The sequence below is a fragment of the Curtobacterium sp. 18060 genome, assembly GCF_902706105.1.
Classification (GTDB): Bacteria; Actinomycetota; Actinomycetes; order Actinomycetales; family Microbacteriaceae; genus Curtobacterium.
Map to the genome: position 1 here is coordinate 1 of NZ_CACSJV010000021.1, position 15,601 is coordinate 15,601.

The window sequence follows — 15,601 nt, forward strand, 5'->3', positions numbered from 1 at the left end:
CCTCCCCACCACCACCGCCTCGACCCGACGTGAGGCCCTGAACTCCCCCAGCCGGCGCGTGCGCCGCGCCCTCCGCCACCGTGCGCTCCGACACCGTGCGACGTTGATCGTCGGCGGCGCCGCGGTCCTCGCCGTCGCCGGCGGTGCCCTCACGATCGGCACCCAGCCCGCCATCGGCGAAGCGCTCGGCATGCCGACCGGCACCGCGAGCGCGTCCGCGACGGCCCAGCCCGCCCTGCGAGGCACCGCCCTCGACCGTGCCCAGGCAGCGGCGACCATCTCCACCGCGAAGACCGTGATGACGACGGCGAACGCCAAGACCGACACGGCCTCGCTCGAGCAGCACATCGACGCGCTCAGTGACTACCCGGAGCTGTCCGGCGCCGCGCTCACGACGCGCATCTCGTCGACCGTCGAGTCGACCGCGCACGTCGCGCAGGCCAGCGCCACGCAGGACAAGCGCGACGTCGACGCGAAGGCAGCAGCCGTCGCGAAGGCCGCCGCCGAGAAGCGGGCGGCCGCAGCAGCAGCGGAGGCCGCACAGAAGCTGGCGGCGGGCAACACCGTCGCAGGCGCCAAGGCGACGGCGACCTCGCTGGCGTCGTCCGAGTACGGCTGGGGCTCCGACCAGTTCCAGTGCCTCGACAACCTGTGGACCAAGGAGTCGGGCTGGAACTACCAGGCCGTCAACGCGAACGGCGGGGCGACCGGCATCCCGCAGGCGCTGCCCGGTTCGAAGATGGCGACCATCGGCTCCGACTGGCAGACCAACGCCACGACCCAGATCAAGTGGGGTCTGCAGTACATCAGTGCCGCGTACGGCACGCCGTGCTCGGCGTGGGCGCACTCGCAGGCGAGCAACTTCTACTGAGCGGCGCGGGCCCGGCCGACTGGTGGCCCACGCACCTGCACGTCGAACGGCCCCGGGTACCGCCCGGGGCCGTTCGTCCTGTAGGCATGCCGGGTGACGACGATCGGACTGCGCCGGATGGCGCCCCGCGACCCCGCCGAGCGACACCGTGCCGCGAGCCCCCTGGAACTGCTGTTCGACCTGGTGTTCGTCGTCGCGGTGGGCTTCGCCGCCACCAACCTGCACGAGATCGAGACCGAGGGGCACGTCAGCTCCGCGGTGGTGGCGTACGCCATGGTGTTCTTCGCCATCTGGTGGGCGTGGCTGAACTTCAGCTGGTTCGCGACTTCGTTCGACACCGACGACTGGCTCTACCGCGTCACCACGTTCGTGCAGATGGCCGGCGTGCTCGTGCTCGCCGCCGGGGTGCACGCCGCCATGACCGAGGGGGACTTCACGGTGCCGGTGATCGGCTACGTGGTGATGCGCCTGGCGATGGTGGCGCAGTGGCTCCGCGTCGCCGTGTCGTCCTCGCGGTACCGCCGCACCGCACTCCGGTACGCCGTGGGCATCGTCGTCGTGCAGGCGCTCTGGGTCGGCATGCTCGCGCTCCCGCAGGGATCGACGGTGTGGGCGTTCCCCGTCCTCGTCCTGCTCGAGGTCCTTGTCCCACCGATCGCCGAGGGCACGGGCGAGACGACGCCGTGGCACACGCACCACATCGCCGAGCGGTACGCGCTGTTCACCCTCATCGTGCTGGGCGAAGGGCTCGTCGCCTCGGCGAACGCGGTCATCGACGGCATCGCCCAGGCCGACCACCTCGCGTCGCTGCTCGTCCTGGCCGCCGCCGGGCTCGTCATCGTCGCCGGACTCTGGTGGATCTACTTCTCGCGCGAGCAGCACGACCACATCCGGAACCTGCCGAGCGCGCTCGTGTTCGGCTACGGCCACTACTTCGTCTTCGCCGCCGCGGGTGCGCTGCCGGCCGGGATCGAGGTCGCGGTCAGCGCGGACGCAGGCGAGGCCGACCTGTCGCACGCCACGGTGGCGGCGACCGTGGCCGTCCCGGTCGCGCTGTTCGTGCTCGCGATCTGGGCGCTCGCACTCCGGCCGTCGATGTCCGCCGGGTGGAACGCGATCGTCGTCGTGCTCGCCGTCGCGATCCTCGCGACGATCGCGGTGCCCGACGTCTCCCTCGTCGCGACCGCGCTGCTCGTCGCCGCGATCGTCGTGGTGCTCGAGGTCGCCGAGCGGCGGCCGGGGACGCACCGCGTGCGCTGAGGACGCGATCGGGGGTCGGACGGGAGGCCCGTGGCGGCGCCGGCACGGGCCTCCCGTCCGCCGTCGCCGAAGCGACAGAATCCCGCGAACTGTTCACGGGATTCTGTCGCTTCAGCGGGACGGTCCGTGCACGGTGACGGGACTGTGTCGCGTTGACGAGCCGGGTTCACCCCACCCGCGCGACCCGCACGTCGACCCGCGTGAGCGCCAGCCCGTGCGCCGACGCCGTTGTCAGGGCGACGTCGTGCACGGCGCGGGCGACCTCGGGCGCGGGGCGGTGTCCGTCGGTGCCGATGACGACCCGCAGGACGCCGTCGTCGACCACGACGCGTGCGGGGGTCGTGCTGGACGCCATGCCGCGGACGGCGCTGACCGTGCTGGCCACGGTCGGTCGGGCACGGTAGAGGTCGGCGACGCCGGGCACGTCGACCACGGCCTGTTCGACCACGGCGAGGGTGTCGTCGGTGGTGCTCATCGGGTCCCCTCGGTGTCGATCTCGGTGCCGGTGTCGGTGTGCGGGTCGTCGGCGTCGGCGTCAGGCTGCGGTTCGAGCAGGTCGCGGACCACCACGTCGATCGACTCGACGACCAGGTCGGTCTGCTCGGCCAGCGCCTGGGCGACCCCGGTGCGGACCAGGTCCGCCGTCGCGACGATCGACGGACCCGACATGATCGCGACCTCGACGACCACGCGGATCGGTGCGGCGAGTTCGGTGACGTCGCCCTCGAGCCGGCACCGGGCGACGAGGACGCCGGGAACACCGTCGCCGGTCCGGCGGATGAGCGATCGGATGGCTCCCTCGGTCATCACCGGGCGCTCCGACTCGGACTGCGCGCGGAGCGGGACGTCCCGTCCGGAGCGGGACTCCAACGAGATGTTGGCGAGCACGCCGCCGATCCACGACTCGTCGGCCGGGGCTTCGTCGCGGGCGGCGGCCTCGAGGGAGCCGAGCGACGCGTGCCGCACGCGCAGGATCGCCGCGAGGGCGTTCTGGCAGGCGGGTGAGCCGTCGATGGTGGGGTCCGGCGGCTGCATGCCGGCGTCCAGGTAGTCGGCGAGCTCGTCGATGGAGTGGCCGTCGAGGTCGTCGAGTTCGAGTGCGTCGAGGTCGCTCATCGCCATCCCTCCATGAGTCGGATCATGTTCTTCCTCGCTCGGGACAGGAGTCCGCGGACCGTCGAGGGAGGCAGGTCGAGTTCTGCGGCGATGTCGTCGTAGCTGTACTCGAGCACCTCCTTCATGATCCAGCAGCGTCGTTGGGCTTCGGGCAGTTCAGCGAGCGCCGTCTCCGCCGCTTCCTCACGCGAGCGGGCCTCGGCGACCCGGTCGGGAGCGTCGTCGGCGGGTGCGGCGACCTCGAGTTCGGTGACGTCGTCGTGGAACCGGCGGGCCCGGATGCGGTCCAGGCACTTCCGGCTGAGGATCCGCATCAGCCAGGACTTCACCTTGGCGTGGTCCTCGAGCCGGTCCAGGCGGTCCCACGCGGTGATGAAGGTCTCCTGCACGACGTCGTCGAGTTCGTCGGTCGATCCCAGGGTCCGACGGGCGTAGGCGCGCAGGAGCGGTGTGTAGCGGCGGATCAGGACCTCGAAGGCCCGGACGTCGCCATCGGACGACCGGCCGGCGAGGACCGCGTCGTCGAGCTCGGCGAGGGACTGGTGGTGCACGCTTTCCTTCTACTGGTCGGGGCTGGGAACGAGGTCGGCCGCTGATGGGACGCGCGAGGACGGCGGATCGTCACACTTCTCGTCACACTTGCGCCAGAGTTGTGGCATGTCGCTCGTCACCGCCGTCTGCCGCGTCGACCGCCTGCTGCCCGACTCCGGCACGATCGGCGTCACCGCCATCGACAAGCGTCCGGTCGACGGCAAGGTCCGGGTCCGACCGCTCGGGCTGTACGCCGACGTCCAGGCTGACCGGAAGCACCACGGTGGCGAGGACCAGGCCGTGTACGCCTACGCCGACGAGGACGCCGCGTACTTCGCCGCGTCGCTGGAGCGCGAGATCCCGCCGGGCCTGTTCGGCGAGAACCTGCGGACGACGGGTGTCGACGTCACCGGGGCCGTGACGGGCGAGCGGTGGCGCATCGGCGAGACGCTGGAGCTCGAGGTGACGATCCCGCGGATCCCGTGCGGCACGTTCGCGCGCCGGATGGGCGTCGACAAGTGGGTCCGGCGGTTCACCGAGGAAGGCCGTCCGGGCGCGTACCTGCGGGTCGTGAAGTCCGGCCCGGTTGCAGCTGGCGACCCGGTCGTCGTGACGTACCGGCCGGAGCACGGGGTGACGATCGGCGAGGTCTTCGCAGGGCTGACCCCTGAGCGTGCCCGTGCCGTGCTCGAGTCCGGGGAGCGACTCGCGCCGAAGGTCGTCCGCGACGTCTCGAAGGTCCTCGCCCGGTCCTCGGCAGCCGCCAGCTCCTGATCAGTCGCCGCGCGTCGGGTCGAGGGGCCGCTTCGCTCGGGGCAACCCGGCGACGACCAGGTCGTAGGCGTTCGCGACGAGGTCCTCGACCAGGGTCTCGTCGATGCCGTCACCGGGAGCGAGCGTGATCCAGTGCCGCTTGTTCATGTGCCACCCCGGTGTGATCTCGGCGTGGTCGCGGACGAGTGCTGCCCCGTGCGGTGGCGCGCACTTCAGGTTGACGATCGGCACACCCCGGAGCTCGCTCGTCATCACGAACATCTTGTCGACGACCTTGTAGACCACGGCGCCCTCGCCGAAGGGCTCGGTCTCGAACACCGCGGGCAGGGCCATCGCGGTGCGACTCGCGATCTCGTGCAACTGCGCGCCGTCCATGCACCCAGCATGCCCCAGACGCCCGACACCGCGGCTCGCGGACCGGACCTGTTCGGGGGCATGTCCTGAGCGTCGTTCACATCGTAGGATCAGGTCGCCGCGTACCCGACGCGGCGGTCGCTCCGGCGATCACCCACTCGTTCCAGGGGGAACCCGTGCGCATCATCCGTACCCTCGGCATCGCCGCCGCCACCGCAGTCCTCGCCACCACCGTCGTCGTCGGTGGGGCCTCGACCGCGCAGGCCGCCCCGAAGACCTACGCCAACTGCACCGCGGTGCACAAGGTGTACTCGGGCGGCATCGCGAAGAAGTCGGTCACGAAGAACAAGGTGGTCTCCGGCGGCAAGACCACGACCCGTGCGCTCAAGGGCACGGTGAAGAAGGACGACGCTCTGTACAAGGCGAACGCGAAGCTCGACCGCGACAAGGACGGCATCGCCTGCGAGAAGAGCTGAGGCGCTGACGCGCTGACGCACCGAAGCGCTGGCCCTCGAACGCCCCGTCGATCCGGCGGGGCGTTCAGAGCGTCGGGACGCCCTCGTGCCCGGACCGCGGGCGGGCGGTCCCGGCGACCCCGGTGACGACCGACCCCGCGGGGACGTCCTTCGTCACCACGGTGTTCGCACCGACGACGGAGTCCTGTCCGATGCTGATCGCCCCGATCAGGGACGATCCCGCGCCCAGCACGACGCGGTCGCCGACGACCGGATGCCGGCGAGCTCCTGGGCCGTGGTCGCCACCGCGCCCGCCGAGGGTCACCCCGTGGAACAGCACGACGTCGTCCCCGATCACCGCGGTCTCCCCGATCACGACGCCCATGCCGTGGTCGATGAAGAACCGTCGGCCGATGCGGGCGCCGGGGTGGATCTCGATGCCCGTGACCGACCGTGCTGCCTGGCCGATGACCCGTGCGACGAACCGGGACCCGGGCAGGCCTCTGGCGAGCCAGAGCCGGTGCGTCACGCGGTAGGTCCAGATGGCGTGCAGCCCGGAGTAGACGATCGCGTTCTCGAGGTCACCACGGGCGGCGGGGTCGCCGCGGCGTGCTGCGGCCAGGTCCTCCCGGACCGTCCGCAGCACGCCGCGTCGGACGGGACGACTCACGCAGTGAGTCCCTCGAAGAGCACCGTCGACAGGTAGCGCTCCCCGGTGTCGCAGACGATCGCGACGACGCGCTTGCCGGCGTTCTCGGGTCGTGCGGCGATCTCGAGCGCGGCGTGGATGATCGCGCCGGACGAGATGCCGGCGAGGATGCCCTCGTCGGTCGCGAGCGCCCGCGCCACACGCAGGGCGTCGTCGAGCTCGACGTCGAACACCTCGTCGATGACGGACTGGTCGAGGACCTCGGGGATGAAGTTCGCACCGATGCCCGCGATCTTGTGCGGTCCGGCCTTGCCCTCGGTCAGCAGCGGGGAGTCCTTCGGCTCGACCGCGACGATCTGCACGCCGGGCACGCGCTCCTTGAGCACCTGGCCGACACCCGTGATCGTGCCACCGGTCCCGACGCCGGCGACGAACACGTCGACGTGCTCCTCGGTGTCGCGCAGGATCTCCTCAGCGGTGGTCTTCCGGTGGATCGCGGCGTTCGCGGCGGTCTCGAACTGGTGGGCGAGGATCGCGCCGGGCGTCTCGTCGACGATCGCGGCGGCGCGTTCGACCGCGCCCTTCATGCCCTCGGGACCGGGGGTGAGCACGATCTCGGCCCCGTAGGCGCGCATCACCGCACGACGCTCGACGCTCATCGTCTCCGGCATCGTGATGATCACCTTGTACCCGCGGGCCGCACCGACGAGCGCGAGGGCGATGCCGGTGTTGCCCGACGACCCCTCGACGATGGTGCCGCCCGGCTGCAGGTCGCCGGACTGCTCGGCCGCGTCGATGATCGCGACGCCGAGGCGGTCCTTCACGCTGGCGCCGGGGTTGTAGAACTCGAGCTTGGCCAGCACCTCGGCGCCGCCCGCCTTCGGCAGCCGGTTCAGCTTGACGAGCGGGGTGTTGCCGAACGCCTGGGAGATGTTGTCGTAGATCGTGCCGCTCATCCGGTCCGTCCTCATCGGGTCAGGTCGCGCATCGCTCTTCCTGGAGGCGCGGTGTGCGCCCGATCCTAGCGACCGGACCCCAGGTGGTCCTGTCCACGGCGTCGGGCTCCCGTTGCCGTGTGGCCCACCTGGGCGTACGGTGCCGGGCAACGACGAGGAGGTCGCCATGTCCAAGCTGCAGCAACCCGAGGTCGCACCGCCCGTGGTCGACCGTGCCGCGTTCGACGAGGCACTCGCCACCCAGGTCCGCGACGAGAAGGAACTCACCCGGCACGGCGACCGCGTGTCCGCCGCCCGCCGACGACTCCCGATGGCCCAGGTGGAGGACTACGAGTTCCAGGGCGCCGACGGCCCGGTCCGGCTCTCCGAGCTGTTCGACGGCCGCTACCTGCTCCTCGTGCAGAACGTGATGTTCGCGCCCGACTGGGACGACGGCTGCCCGAGCTGCACCTGGGCCGTGGACAACCTGCCGGCGAACACGGGCCGGCTCGACGACGAGGGCATCGCGTTCGCCATGGTCTCGCAGGCTCCGATCGAGAAGCTCGAGCGCTGGCGGGAGCTGCGCGGCTGGCCGCACCGGTGGGTGTCGTCGGGCGCCACGAGCTACCACGACGACTGGGGCTGGACCCTGCACCACGACGACTACGACGGTCCGGTGCCGGGCTACTCGTACTACCTGCTGCGCGACGGCGTGCCCTACCTGACGTACGCCACCGGATCGCGTGGGACCGAGGCGATCCTGCCCGTCGCGCACATCATGGACCGCACCGCGTACGGCCGCCAGCAGGACTGGGAGGACAGCCCCGAGGGCTGGCCGCAGTACCCCACCTACGGTTGACGCCGGCGCTCCGTGCCAATCGGTCAACAGGCTGTTGACCTATTGACGATTCGTCAGCGCACGAACGCCGTCCGCGCGAACCGCTCGTCAGTCGCTTCGAGCACCCGCAGCACGTTGCCCCCGGCGAGCGCCCGCAGGTCATCCGCTCCCCACCCGCGCCGCTGCAGCTCGGCCGCGAGCACCGGGTACCGCGACACGTCTCGCAGGTCCGGCGGCAGCACCGGGGTGCCGTCGTAGTCCCCGCCGAGGCCGATGTGTGCTGCGCCGGCGAGGTCGCGGGCGTGCTCGACGTGGTCGGCGACGTCCGACACCGTCACGAGCGGCGGCTCCCCCACCGAGCCGGCGTCCTCCCAGTCCGCCCAGTCGCGGGAGACGAACTTCGGCACGAACGTGATCATCACGATGCCGCCGTTGTCCGACAACCGGGCGAGCACGTCGTCCGGCACGTTCCGCGGGTGGTCGTCGACGGCGACGGTGGACGAGTGACTGAAGACGACGGGCTGCGTGGCGACGTCGAGGGTGTCCCGCATGGTCGCCGGTGCGGTGTGGGACAGGTCGACGAGCATGCCGATCCGCTCCATCTCGGCCACCACCTGGCGGCCGCGGTCGGTCAGCCCGCCGTGCGGACGCGAGCCCGTCGCCGAGTCGGCCCAGGGGGTGTCGTCGTTGTGCGTGAGCGTCATGTAGCGCACGCCGAGTCGGGCGAAGTCGCGGAGCACCGCCAGGTCGTCGCCGATGGAGTGCCCGCCCTCGGCGCCGAGCAGCGACGCGATCCGGCCGGACTCGACCGCAGCCCGCACCTCGGCCGCCGTCCGGGCGAGTGCGAGCGACTCCGGGTACCGCTCGATGATCCGGTGCGCCAGGTCGATCTGCTGCAGCGTCGTCCGCACCGGGTCCGGTTCGTCGACGGGCACGAAGACCGACCAGAACTGGCCGACGACCCCACCGGCGCGGAGCTTCGGCAGGTCGGTGTGCAGCGAGTCGACCTCGGTGCCGATGCCCTCGACCCCGGAGTCGTGGGTCTCGCGGCGCTCCCACGGCAGGTCGTTGTGGCCGTCGATGACCGGGAACGGGATCGCGTCGAACGTCATGCCCCCGACGCTACCGCGCACGTCCCTGTGGCTAGGCTCGGTGCGTGGACCCCGTCACCCTCCGGACCGATCGCCTGGTGCTCTCCGTGCCGGTGCCCGCCGATGCGGAGGACGTCGTCGCCTACGCGAACGATCCCGACGTCGTCGCCTACGCACCGGTACCGGTGCCGTACGGCCACGCCGAAGCGCACCACTGGATCACCGACGTCGTGCGCGCTGGCTGGTCCACGGACTCCCGCTACGAGTTCGGCATCCGGCGAGCCGACGACCTCCGACTCCTCGGGACGATCGGGCTGTTCGGGTTCGTCGACGGCGCGGCCGAGGTCGGCTACGCCGTGCACCCGGACGGTCGCGGCCACGGCTTCGTGACCGAGGCCGCAGCCGCCGTCCTGGCGTGGGCGTTCGCGCCGTCTCCCGACGGACTCGGGCTCGTCCGCGTGCAGTGGCGAGCGATCGCCACGAACGCCCCGTCTGCGACGATCGCGCAGCGGCTCGGGCTCCGCTACGAGGGGCGACTCCGGTCCGGCGTGTTCCACCGCGGACGACGCCACGACCAGCTCATCGCAGCTGCTCTGCGCGACGACGACCGCTCGACGCCGACGGTCTGGCCTGCGTCGTGACGGTGACGTTCCGCGTGGTGACCGAGCTCGCCGCACCGCCCGAGCGCGCGTTCGCGCTGTCGCTCGACATCGGCGCGCACGAGCGGTCGATGGCTGCGACCGACGAACGCGCCGTCGCCGGCACGACGTCCGGCACGATCGGCTTGGGCGAGTCCGTCACCTGGCGCGCGCGGCACTTCGGGATCGTCTGGCGGATGACGAGTGAGATCACCAGCCTGGAGGCTCCGCACCGGTTCGTCGACGAACAGGTGCGTGGTCCGTTCGCCCGCTTCCACCACGAGCACCGGTTCGAGCCGTCGGCCGGCGGCACGCGCATGGTCGACACCATCACGTTCCGAGCACCGTTCGGCCCGCTCGGTCGTCTGGCCGAGGTCGTCGCCCTGGAGCGCTACCTGCCGCGGCTCATCCGTGAGCGCAACGCGTCGCTCGCCACCGAGCTGGGCGCCGACGGCCGCGACGGCTCCGACAGCCCCGACGGTCAGGGCGCTGCGAGCTCCCCCAGCGCGTCGTAGGCACTCGCCACCGCATCGACCCGCGCGCGGCCGGCCGGTCCCGAGGCTTCGTACACGTCGTTCGCGATGGCCGCGACGACCGCGAACAAGGCCGCCATCGAGTCGAACGCCGCCGGTGAGTCGACCGGGCACAGGATCGCGGTGTTCGCCGGTGCCGCGATGACGGCTGCGGTCGGATCGCCCAGCACGACGACGTCGGCGCCGGTCGACACGCAGTGCCGCACGATCCGGTCGACCCCGGCCGTGTGCCGACGCACGGTCACCAGGACGACGAGGTCACGGCGGTCGAGGTCGGCGACCTCTTCGCCGAGCCGCTGCCCCGGTGCCGGACCGACCCGGACGTCGGAGCGGACCTGGGCGAGCTGCGCGCGGAGCTGCAGCGCCACCGGGTAGGCGCCGCGCTCCCCGAACACGAGCACGCGATGAGCGCGGACGATGCGGCGAGCGAGTCGCGGACGATCGGCACGGGCCAGCGAGGCGAAGGCCGCGTCGAGGTTGCGGGCCTCGACGGCGCGCTGGTCGACGTGGGCGGCGTCTTCCGCAACCCACGGCAGGCCGGAGCCGCGTGCGGACATCAGGTTCTGCCGGACCTCGGCCGCGTCCTGGAACCCGAGCGATCGGACGAGCCGGGACACCGTGGCCTTCGACGTGCCCGACTCGGCGGCGAGTTCGGCCGAGGTCCCGACGAGCAGGAGTTCCGGGTCGTGCCGGACCATCGCGGCGACGCGTCGTTCGGCGGGCGAGAGCTGCTCCCAGACGGAGTCGATGCGGGCGCGGACGTCCGGTCCGGCGGTGCTCATGCCCGGGCCACCCGCTCCACCGCGACGGCGAGCGCGTCGAGCCCGAGCGCGATGTCGGGCGTCGAGACGAACTCGTCCGGGTGGTGGCTGATGCCGTCCGGGTTGCGCAGGAACAGCATCGCGACGTCGGTGACGAGCCCGAGCGACATGGCGTCGTGTCCGGCCCGCGAGAACAGCTCCATCGGCGCGGCCTCACCCGTCGACTCGATGCCGGCGCGGACGGCGTCCATCAGCCGCGGCGCGCAGAACACCGCCGGCGCGCGGTGCACCTCGGTCGGCGTGACGCTGACCCCGCGTCGTTCCCCGATCAGCGAGAACGCCTTCGTGAGCTCGTCCCACACCGCGTCGCGGCCGTCGTCGAACTCGCCGCGCAGGTCCACCGAGAACCGTGCGAGGCCGGGGACCACGTTCACCGCGCCCGGTTCGACGGTCATCGTGCCGACGGTGCCGACGTGGTGCGACGCCCGGCAGATCCGCTCGACGGCCAAGGCGGCCTCGGCCGCGGCGAGCAGCGCGTCGTGGCGGCGCTCGTAGGGGGTGCCGCCCGCGTGCCGGGCCTCGCCCACGGCCTCGACCGAGAACCGTCGTGCGCTCGCGATGCTCGTGACGACGCCGAGCGCCTGACCGGCCTGCTCGAGGTACGGGCCCTGTTCGATGTGCGCCTCGAGGTACCCGGCGAGCGTCGTCGGGTCGGCCGCCGCGTCACCCACCCGGGCCGGGTCGAGCCCGAACCGGGTGAAGGCCTCGCGCAGGGTCACGCCGTCGCCGTCCGCCAGGTCCCACCAGGACTCGTCCCACACCCCGGCGACGGCGGACGACCCGAGCAGGGCCTTGCCGAAGCGGGTCCCCTCTTCGTCGGAGAACGCGATGACCTCGAGCGCGACGGGCAGCGGCCCCGCGGCCGTCAGTCGCGCAGCGGTGCGGATGGCCATCAGGACCCCGACGATCCCGTCGTAGCGGCCGGCGTCCACCACGGTGTCGAGGTGCGAGCCGAGCAGCAGCACGGGGGCGTCGGGGGCCATCCCGCCGACCCGTCCGTGCAGGTTGCCGGCGGCGTCCTGCCAGGTGGTGAGTCCGGCGTCCTGCATCCACCCGGCGACGATCCCGTTGACACGGGCGTGCTCGGGCGACAGGTACACGCGGGTGATCCGGCCGGTCTCCTCGGTGACCAGGGCCAGCTCGTCGCACCAGCGCGCCACGAGCTCGGCGTCGGCGGTACCCAGGGCGGTGGCGGTCACGACCGGGGCCGCGCTCACGCCAGCACCCCGACCGGCGCACCGGAGAAGACGTCGAGGGCCGCGTCGACCCCACCGCCGTGCGGGACGGCGTGCCCCGCACGGCGGAGCGCGTGCTCGAGGGCGGCGAGCGTCGTCACGACGGTGTCCTTGCGGGCGTTGTACCCCATGGTGCCGATGCGCCAGACCTTGCCGTGCAGCGGTCCGAACGAGGTGCCGATCTCGATGCCGTGGTCGTCGAGCATCGAACCACGGACCTGGTCGCCGACGACGTCGGACGGGATCTCCACCGCGACGACGTTGTGCATCTTGTGTGCGACGTCACCGAACACCCCGAGCCCGAGCGCCTGGACGCCCTGCAGCATCGCGCGGCCCGCGAGTTCGTGGCGTGCGATCGCCTGCTCGCGCCCTTCGTCGAGCAGGATGCGGGCGCACTCGTTGGCGGCGTAGAGCATCGACGCGGCCTCGGTGTGGTGGTTCAGCCGCCGCGGACCCCAGTAGTCCAGGATCATCGCGAGGTCGAGGTAGTTCGAGCGGATCGGCTCGTCGGCGACGTCGTCACCGGGTTCGCGGATGCCGGCCTCGACGCTGCGGCGCTCGTCGAGCACGGCGGTCGCACGCGGCGAGACGGTGACCGGCGCGCTGCCGGACGGCCCGCCGAGGCACTTCTGCAGGCCGGCGCTGACGGCGTCGATGCCCCAGGCGTCGACCTCGAGCGGGTTGCCGCCGACGGTCGCCGTGGCGTCGGTGTAGAACAGCACGCCGTGCCGCTCGCAGATCGCGCCCAGTTCGTCGAGCGGCTGGTTCATCGTGGTGGAGGTGTCGCCCTGCACGATCGCCAGCACCTTCGGCCGGACACGGACGATGGCGTCCTCGATCGCGGACGGCGTGAAGACCTGGCCCCACGCGGTCTCGATGGTGTGGACCTCGGCCCCGGCACGGCCCGCGATCTCGGCGAGCAGGTGCCCGAACCGGCCGAACACCGGCACGAGCACGCGGTCACCCGGCACGAGGAGCGACACGAGCACCGCTTCGATCCCGGCGCGCGAGGTGCCGTCGACGAGCACGGTGGCCTCGTTCGTGGTGCCGAACACACCGCGGTAGAGCTCCTGGGTGTCGTTCATGGCGGAGGTCATCCACGGGTCGTACTGCCCGACGAGCGGGGTCGACAGGGCGCGGAGCACACGCGGGTCGGCGGTGATCGGGCCGGGGCCCATGAGGAGGCGGGCTGGCGGGTTCACGGGGTGCATGGTTGGTCCTTCCGTTCCGGTCACGAGCGTACCGGAACGATCGTTACAGCCGTGTTTCGGTGACCCGGGCATCCGCGGTCACGGGAGCCGCGACGAGCTGCCCCTCGACGGCGGTGACGCCGGACGCGGTGGACGCCACCACGCGCCCGCGCAGCCAGGTCTCGGTGACGCGGCCACGGGCCTCCAGGCCGGCGAACGCGGAGACCGGGTTGCGGTGTGCGAGGCCGGCCACGTCGATGACCGCCGTGGCGGACGGGTCGAACACGGCGAAGTGGGCCAGCGAGCCGGGGGCGATGACCCCGCGGTCGGGGAAGCCGACGAGTGCTGCCGGACCGGTCGTGAACAGCGGCAACAGCACCTCGAGCGGGACGCCGCGGCGGAGGGCCTCGGTCCAGACGGCCCGGAAGCCGACCTGCAGGCCGGCGATCCCGCCCCAGGCGAGTCCCCAGTCGTCGACCTTGAGGTCGGCGGTCGACGGCGAGTGGTCCGACACGATCATGTCGATCGTGCCGTCGAGCACACCGGCCCACAGGGCGTCGCGGTTCGCGTCGTCACGGATCGGCGGGCAGCACTTGTACTCGGTCGCGCCGTCGGGGATGGACCCCGCTTCGAACGACAGGTAGTGCGGGCAGGTCTCGACCGTGATCCGGACGCCGTCGTCCTTCGCGGCGCGGATCATCGGGATCGCACCGGCGTCGGACAGGTGCAGGATGTGGACCCGGGCGCCGGTGGCCCGTGCGCCGTCGATGACCCGCGCGATGGCGGACCGCTCGGCGTCGACCGGGCGGGTGGCGAGGAAGTCCTCGTAGTGCCCGCCGAGCGCAGCGTGGTCGACCAGGAACTCGGGGTCCTCGGCGTGCACGATGAGCAGGGCGTCGATCCGGGCGACCTCCTCGATCGCGTCGCGCAGTTGGTCGGCGTCGAGGTGCGGGAACTCGTCGACCCCGGACGGCGCGGTGAAGCACTTGAACCCGAAGACGCCCGCGTCGTGCAGTGCGCCGAGCGAGCCGGCGTTGTCGGGGACCGCCCCGCCCCAGAACCCGACGTCGACGGCGACCCGCCCCTCGGCACTCGCGCGCTTCACGGCGAGCGCCTCGACCGTCGTCGTCGCGGGGATCGAGTTGAGCGGCATGTCGATGATGGTCGTGACCCCGCCGAGTGCGGCGGCCCGGGTCGCGGACGCGAACCCCTCCCACTCGGTGCGTCCGGGTTCGTTGACGTGCACGTGGGTGTCGACGAGGCCGGGCAGCAGGACCTGGTCGGCCGGCACGGTGCGGTCGTCGACGGCGGCCACGGGCGCGTCGACCGGCAGGACGGTGTCGACACGGCCGTCGCGCACGACGACCGCTGCGGGGCGGAAGGCTCCGTCGATCCAGGCGCGGTCTGCGCGCAGGACGAGGTCCGCGACGGTGTCGACGTCGGTGCGGGACTCGGTGCTGCCGTCGGCCGGGAGGCCCGTCATGCGCCCGCCCCGACCGTCGCGCCCGCCGCCGGTTGGCGTTCGAAGCCCGCCAGCAGACCCGACATCGCCTTCGTCGGCGGGGTGGCGTACTCGCCGTGCTTGCCCGTCGAGAGCCCGAGCCGCACGAGCGACTCGGCGAGCACGGTCGCCGCGGCGACGCCGTCGACGACCGGTGCCCCGATCGCCCGCGAGACCTCGGCGCAGAAGTCCGCCATCCCCGCGCAGCCGAGCACGACCGCGTCGGCTCCGCCGGCGATGACGGCCCGGCACTCCTCGATCACCAGGGCGCGTGCGCCCGAAGCGGGGTCGTCGAGCTCGAGCACCGCGACCTCGCACGCCCGGATCTCGGTGACGAGCGACGCGAAGCCGTAGCGCTCGGCGAGCTCGTGGGCCCGGCCGGTCGTCCGCGCCAGGGTCGTCACGACGCCGAACCGGCGCCCGAGCATCGCCGCCGCGTGGAAGCCCGCCTCGGCGATCCCGATGACCGGCCCGGCGGCGAGCTCCCGCGCGGCGTCGAGGCCCGGGTCACCGAAGCAGGCGACGACGTAGGCGTCCACGCCGTCCTGCTCCCCGAGTGCGATCTGCTCGAGGAGCCCCGGCACCGCGAGCGCCTCTTCGTAGTGGCTCTCGATCGACGCCGGGCCCATCGTGGGGTTCACCGCCTCGACGATGGTGCCCGGGCCGGCGACCGCGGTGGCGGCGACGCCGATCGAGCGGGTCATCGAGGCGGTGGTGTTCGGGTTGACGACGCGGATGCGCATCGGGGTCCTTCCGGTGGAGCGGGCGGTGCGGGTGTCGCTGGTGGTGCGGGTGTCGCTGGTGGTGCG

Annotated in this window: 19 protein-coding genes; 7 read left to right on the top strand and 12 right to left on the bottom strand. The window is 72.3% G+C overall.

The genetic code is table 11. The features are described from left to right. Both GVL05_RS11250 and GVL05_RS11255 read left to right on the top strand, forming a co-directional pair. Nucleotides 1-871: phospholipase (locus GVL05_RS11250; RefSeq protein WP_159573196.1), on the top strand; the 871-nt coding region annotated here is incomplete at its 5' end. Nucleotides 872-964: 93 nt separating this feature from the next. Further along, the gene (locus GVL05_RS11255; protein WP_235035940.1) at nucleotides 965-2,131 is read left to right on the top strand and encodes a low temperature requirement protein A; all 1,167 of its coding nucleotides are present in this window, start codon (nucleotides 965-967) and stop codon (nucleotides 2,129-2,131) included. Between the two features lie 166 nt (nucleotides 2,132-2,297). Here GVL05_RS11255 and GVL05_RS11260 read toward each other — a convergent pair whose 3' ends face one another. From GVL05_RS11260 to GVL05_RS11270, 3 genes are read right to left on the bottom strand one after another with little or no spacing between them, the layout of a single operon-like run. Then, entirely contained in the window at nucleotides 2,298-2,606 is a 309-nt protein-coding gene (locus GVL05_RS11260) for a hypothetical protein (RefSeq protein WP_159573197.1), read from the bottom strand. Then, nucleotides 2,603-3,247 carry a hypothetical protein gene (locus GVL05_RS11265; RefSeq protein WP_131921795.1) on the bottom strand — a complete coding sequence of 215 codons (645 nt, stop codon included), beginning with the start codon at nucleotides 3,245-3,247 and terminating at the stop codon, nucleotides 2,603-2,605. Before GVL05_RS11265 ends, GVL05_RS11260 begins: the two co-directional genes overlap by 4 nt. Further along, the gene (locus tag GVL05_RS11270; RefSeq protein ID WP_111084365.1) at nucleotides 3,244-3,798 is read right to left on the bottom strand and encodes an RNA polymerase sigma factor; all 555 of its coding nucleotides are present in this window, start codon (nucleotides 3,796-3,798) and stop codon (nucleotides 3,244-3,246) included. Before GVL05_RS11270 ends, GVL05_RS11265 begins: the two co-directional genes overlap by 4 nt. Before the next feature lie 106 nt (nucleotides 3,799-3,904). Between GVL05_RS11270 and GVL05_RS11275 the strand changes: the two genes are divergently transcribed. Further along, nucleotides 3,905-4,552, top strand: coding sequence for an MOSC domain-containing protein (locus tag GVL05_RS11275; protein ID WP_123938558.1), 648 nt, complete (start codon nucleotides 3,905-3,907; stop codon nucleotides 4,550-4,552). Here GVL05_RS11275 and GVL05_RS11280 read toward each other — a convergent pair whose 3' ends face one another. Next, nucleotides 4,553-4,927 carry an MmcQ/YjbR family DNA-binding protein gene (locus tag GVL05_RS11280; RefSeq protein ID WP_159573198.1) on the bottom strand — a complete coding sequence of 125 codons (375 nt, stop codon included), beginning with the start codon at nucleotides 4,925-4,927 and terminating at the stop codon, nucleotides 4,553-4,555. 155 nt (nucleotides 4,928-5,082) lie between these two features. Between GVL05_RS11280 and GVL05_RS11285 the strand changes: the two genes are divergently transcribed. Then, complete coding sequence (locus tag GVL05_RS11285; RefSeq protein ID WP_235035941.1) at nucleotides 5,083-5,382, top strand: excalibur calcium-binding domain-containing protein; 300 nt, start codon at nucleotides 5,083-5,085, stop codon at nucleotides 5,380-5,382. Between the two features lie 64 nt (nucleotides 5,383-5,446). Here the strand turns inward: GVL05_RS11285 and epsC are convergent, their stop codons facing one another. Both epsC and cysK read right to left on the bottom strand, forming a co-directional pair. Further along, the gene (epsC, locus tag GVL05_RS11290; RefSeq protein WP_235035942.1) at nucleotides 5,447-6,031 is read right to left on the bottom strand and encodes a serine O-acetyltransferase EpsC; all 585 of its coding nucleotides are present in this window, start codon (nucleotides 6,029-6,031) and stop codon (nucleotides 5,447-5,449) included. After that, complete coding sequence (gene cysK / locus GVL05_RS11295) at nucleotides 6,028-6,966, bottom strand: cysteine synthase A (protein WP_123292013.1); 939 nt, start codon at nucleotides 6,964-6,966, stop codon at nucleotides 6,028-6,030. The genes epsC and cysK overlap by 4 nt, the downstream gene beginning before the upstream one ends. Nucleotides 6,967-7,132: 166 nt before the next feature. Here cysK and GVL05_RS11300 point away from each other — a divergent pair, with 166 nt between their 5' ends. Beyond that, the gene (locus GVL05_RS11300; protein ID WP_159573199.1) at nucleotides 7,133-7,804 is read left to right on the top strand and encodes a DUF899 family protein; all 672 of its coding nucleotides are present in this window, start codon (nucleotides 7,133-7,135) and stop codon (nucleotides 7,802-7,804) included. A 53-nt stretch (nucleotides 7,805-7,857) separates the two neighbouring features. On the opposite strand, the gene GVL05_RS11305 is transcribed toward GVL05_RS11300, so the two are convergent. Further along, nucleotides 7,858-8,895 carry a dipeptidase gene (locus tag GVL05_RS11305; RefSeq protein ID WP_159573200.1) on the bottom strand — a complete coding sequence of 346 codons (1,038 nt, stop codon included), beginning with the start codon at nucleotides 8,893-8,895 and terminating at the stop codon, nucleotides 7,858-7,860. Between the two features lie 44 nt (nucleotides 8,896-8,939). Between GVL05_RS11305 and GVL05_RS11310 the strand changes: the two genes are divergently transcribed. Beyond that, nucleotides 8,940-9,515 (top strand): GNAT family N-acetyltransferase, encoded by a 576-nt coding sequence (locus GVL05_RS11310; RefSeq protein ID WP_159573201.1) that lies wholly within the window; start codon nucleotides 8,940-8,942, stop codon nucleotides 9,513-9,515. Then, a complete protein-coding gene (locus GVL05_RS11315) occupies nucleotides 9,512-10,027 on the top strand; it encodes an SRPBCC family protein (RefSeq protein ID WP_159573202.1) in 516 nt (171 codons plus the stop codon). Before GVL05_RS11310 ends, GVL05_RS11315 begins: the two co-directional genes overlap by 4 nt. Here the strand turns inward: GVL05_RS11315 and GVL05_RS11320 are convergent. The 5 genes from GVL05_RS11320 to GVL05_RS11340 are packed head-to-tail and all read right to left on the bottom strand — an operon-like array spanning nucleotide 9,994 to nucleotide 15,535. Beyond that, nucleotides 9,994-10,827: a MurR/RpiR family transcriptional regulator gene (locus GVL05_RS11320; protein WP_123292009.1), complete on the bottom strand. Its 834-nt coding sequence runs from the start codon at nucleotides 10,825-10,827 to the stop codon at nucleotides 9,994-9,996. The genes GVL05_RS11315 and GVL05_RS11320 overlap by 34 nt on opposite strands. Next, complete coding sequence (locus GVL05_RS11325; RefSeq protein ID WP_159573203.1) at nucleotides 10,824-12,083, bottom strand: allantoate amidohydrolase; 1,260 nt, start codon at nucleotides 12,081-12,083, stop codon at nucleotides 10,824-10,826. The genes GVL05_RS11320 and GVL05_RS11325 overlap by 4 nt, the downstream gene beginning before the upstream one ends. Further along, entirely contained in the window at nucleotides 12,080-13,312 is a 1,233-nt protein-coding gene (locus GVL05_RS11330; RefSeq protein WP_159573204.1) for an alanine--glyoxylate aminotransferase family protein, read from the bottom strand. The genes GVL05_RS11325 and GVL05_RS11330 overlap by 4 nt, the downstream gene beginning before the upstream one ends. Nucleotides 13,313-13,355: 43 nt before the next feature. Continuing rightward, the gene (allB, locus tag GVL05_RS11335) at nucleotides 13,356-14,774 is read right to left on the bottom strand and encodes an allantoinase AllB (RefSeq protein WP_159573205.1); all 1,419 of its coding nucleotides are present in this window, start codon (nucleotides 14,772-14,774) and stop codon (nucleotides 13,356-13,358) included. Then, nucleotides 14,771-15,535, bottom strand: coding sequence for an aspartate/glutamate racemase family protein (locus GVL05_RS11340; RefSeq protein ID WP_131879412.1), 765 nt, complete (start codon nucleotides 15,533-15,535; stop codon nucleotides 14,771-14,773). Before GVL05_RS11340 ends, allB begins: the two co-directional genes overlap by 4 nt. Nucleotides 15,536-15,601 lie beyond the last annotated feature (66 nt).

Excerpts from the sequence above, each read along its gene's own strand:
- GVL05_RS11260 (WP_159573197.1), bottom strand. The coding sequence starts at position 2,606 with ATGAGCACCACCGACGACACCCTCGCCGTGGTCGAACAGGCCGTGGTC.
- GVL05_RS11265 (WP_131921795.1), bottom strand. The coding sequence starts at position 3,247 with ATGAGCGACCTCGACGCACTCGAACTCGACGACCTCGACGGCCACTCC.
- GVL05_RS11275 (WP_123938558.1), top strand. The coding sequence starts at position 3,905 with ATGTCGCTCGTCACCGCCGTCTGCCGCGTCGACCGCCTGCTGCCCGAC.
- GVL05_RS11280 (WP_159573198.1), bottom strand. The coding sequence starts at position 4,927 with ATGGACGGCGCGCAGTTGCACGAGATCGCGAGTCGCACCGCGATGGCC.
- cysK (WP_123292013.1), bottom strand. The coding sequence starts at position 6,966 with ATGAGCGGCACGATCTACGACAACATCTCCCAGGCGTTCGGCAACACC.
- GVL05_RS11300 (WP_159573199.1), top strand. The coding sequence starts at position 7,133 with ATGTCCAAGCTGCAGCAACCCGAGGTCGCACCGCCCGTGGTCGACCGT.
- GVL05_RS11305 (WP_159573200.1), bottom strand. The coding sequence starts at position 8,895 with ATGACGTTCGACGCGATCCCGTTCCCGGTCATCGACGGCCACAACGAC.
- GVL05_RS11320 (WP_123292009.1), bottom strand. The coding sequence starts at position 10,827 with ATGAGCACCGCCGGACCGGACGTCCGCGCCCGCATCGACTCCGTCTGG.
- GVL05_RS11330 (WP_159573204.1), bottom strand. The coding sequence starts at position 13,312 with ATGCACCCCGTGAACCCGCCAGCCCGCCTCCTCATGGGCCCCGGCCCG.
- allB (WP_159573205.1), bottom strand. The coding sequence starts at position 14,774 with ATGACGGGCCTCCCGGCCGACGGCAGCACCGAGTCCCGCACCGACGTC.
- GVL05_RS11340 (WP_131879412.1), bottom strand. The coding sequence starts at position 15,535 with ATGCGCATCCGCGTCGTCAACCCGAACACCACCGCCTCGATGACCCGC.